Source organism: Acinetobacter sp. AKBS16, assembly GCF_002899995.1.
In the GTDB taxonomy this organism is placed as follows: domain Bacteria; phylum Pseudomonadota; class Gammaproteobacteria; order Pseudomonadales; family Moraxellaceae; genus Acinetobacter; species Acinetobacter baumannii.
Genome location: NZ_POYH01000020.1, coordinates 1 through 1,868 on the forward strand (window position 1 = coordinate 1; position 1,868 = coordinate 1,868).

The window sequence follows — 1,868 nt, forward strand, 5'->3', positions numbered from 1 at the left end:
TCTTGTAAAAGCTGATCACCCGCCAGTAAAAGCTCAACATCAGCTTTAAACAGTTGCGGCTGCGCCTGATTACCTTGTTGAGTCTGACCTGCCAAATGCTTAATGCCTTGATGCTGGGTTAAGTGCTCAAGTCCCGCGGTATAGCTTTTTAAGGTGCCAGCATTGAGCATGGTTTGTGCAGGCTTGGCACCCATAATTTCAGTCAGCTTGCTAATGAGCTGGCTAAATTCAGCTGATTTGATGCCTAAAATTAAACCCGGATTGGTACAGAACTGACCACAGCCTAAAACTACTGAATCTGCCAAGTCCTGTGCAATTTTGTCACCACGGTTTTTTAAGGCATCAGGCAACATCAGCATCGGGTTAATACTGCTCATTTCAGCAAACACCGGAATCGGTTGTGGACGGGCTGCGGCCATATCACATAAAGCTCGTCCGCCACGTAATGAACCGGTAAAACCCACAGCCTGAATTAAAGGATGCTTCACTAAAGGTTCACCCACGCCATTACCGTAGATCATGTTAAATACACCTTTAGGCATATTTGATTTTTCGACTGCACGTTCAATTGCCTGCGCTACAAAGTCTGCTGTCGCCATATGTCCACTATGGGCTTTCACCACTACGGAGCAACCTGCTGCCAGTGCCGAAGCAGTGTCACCACCCGCAGTTGAGAATGCTAAAGGAAAGTTACTTGCCCCAAAGACTGCAACAGGGCCGACACCGATTTTAATCTGACGCAGGTCTGGGCGAGGTAAAGGCTGACGCTCAGACAAAGCTGTATCAATACGCGCACCTAAGAAATCACCACGGCGCAGCACTTTAGCAAACAGGCGCATTTGCCCACTGGTACGGGCACGTTCACCTTGTAAACGTGCAAGTGGCAAAGCAGTTTCCTGTGAGACAATTTCAAGAAAATCTGTACCCAAAGCATCGAGCTCATCGGCAATGTTTTCTAAAAAGGTAGCACGCTGTTCAGGAGACATATGGCGGTAAGTTTTAAACGCTTGACTGGCTGCTTCACAGGCCTGATTAACCTCTTGCTCGGTTGCATGGTGAAACTCATAAGGCAGAGCTTCACCAGTCGTAGCATGAATACTTTTTAATAAGGTTGTACCTTGTGCGCTGCGTGAACCGCCAATAAAGTTGTGTCCAATGACCATTTTTATATTCCTTAGAGAGTAATAACTGAACCGATCGGTAATTCGGGTTGCATATGAGCAAGTTTGTTTTTGAGTGGATGGCCGAACTCTTTCATTTCTATTTCAAACTCATCGTTGACTTGCGCTTGAATACCGTCGGCAAAAGATAGAGTCGCTGTACCGAAATAATGGATATGTACATCCCCTGCTTTTAAGAATTGTTGATACTTAAAGTGGTGATATTCCAGATTTGCCAAGCTATGGCACATATTGTCTTCACCCGACAAAAACTCTTTTTCCCAAATGATTTGTCCATCACGACGCAAGCGGCTGGTTCCGACTAAATGTTTTGGTAATTCACCTGTCCGTAAAGCTGGACCAAAACTACAAAAACGTAATTTTGAATGAGCCAGATATAAATAGTTACGGCGCTCCATCACGTGATCAGAATATTCATTGCCTAGCGCAAACCCGATTCGGTAAGGCTTTAGGTCTTCTCCAATAACATAGAGTCCTGCGATTTCAGGTTCTTCGCCGCCATCTTCGGCAAATGGTGGTAAAGGTAATTCAGCTCCCGGTCTTACCACAATTGAACCATCGCCTTTATAAAACCATTCTGGCTGTGCCCCGATCTGACCTTCTGCTGGACGGCCCTTTTGTAGCCCCCATTGAAATATTCGCATGGTGTCGGTTACCGAGCTGTCATCGCTTAAATTTTGTTGATGC

2 protein-coding genes are annotated in these 1,868 nt (G+C 45.8%); both read right to left on the minus strand.

The features are described 5' to 3' along the window. Positions 1 to 1,163: aldehyde dehydrogenase (NADP(+)) (locus tag C1642_RS03300; protein ID WP_103235901.1), on the minus strand; the 1,163-nt coding region annotated here is incomplete at its 3' end. 11 nt (positions 1,164 to 1,174) lie between these two features. Then, positions 1,175 to 1,868 (minus strand): AraD1 family protein (gene araD1 / locus C1642_RS03305; protein ID WP_103235902.1); only part of this gene is annotated, 694 nt, incomplete at its 5' end.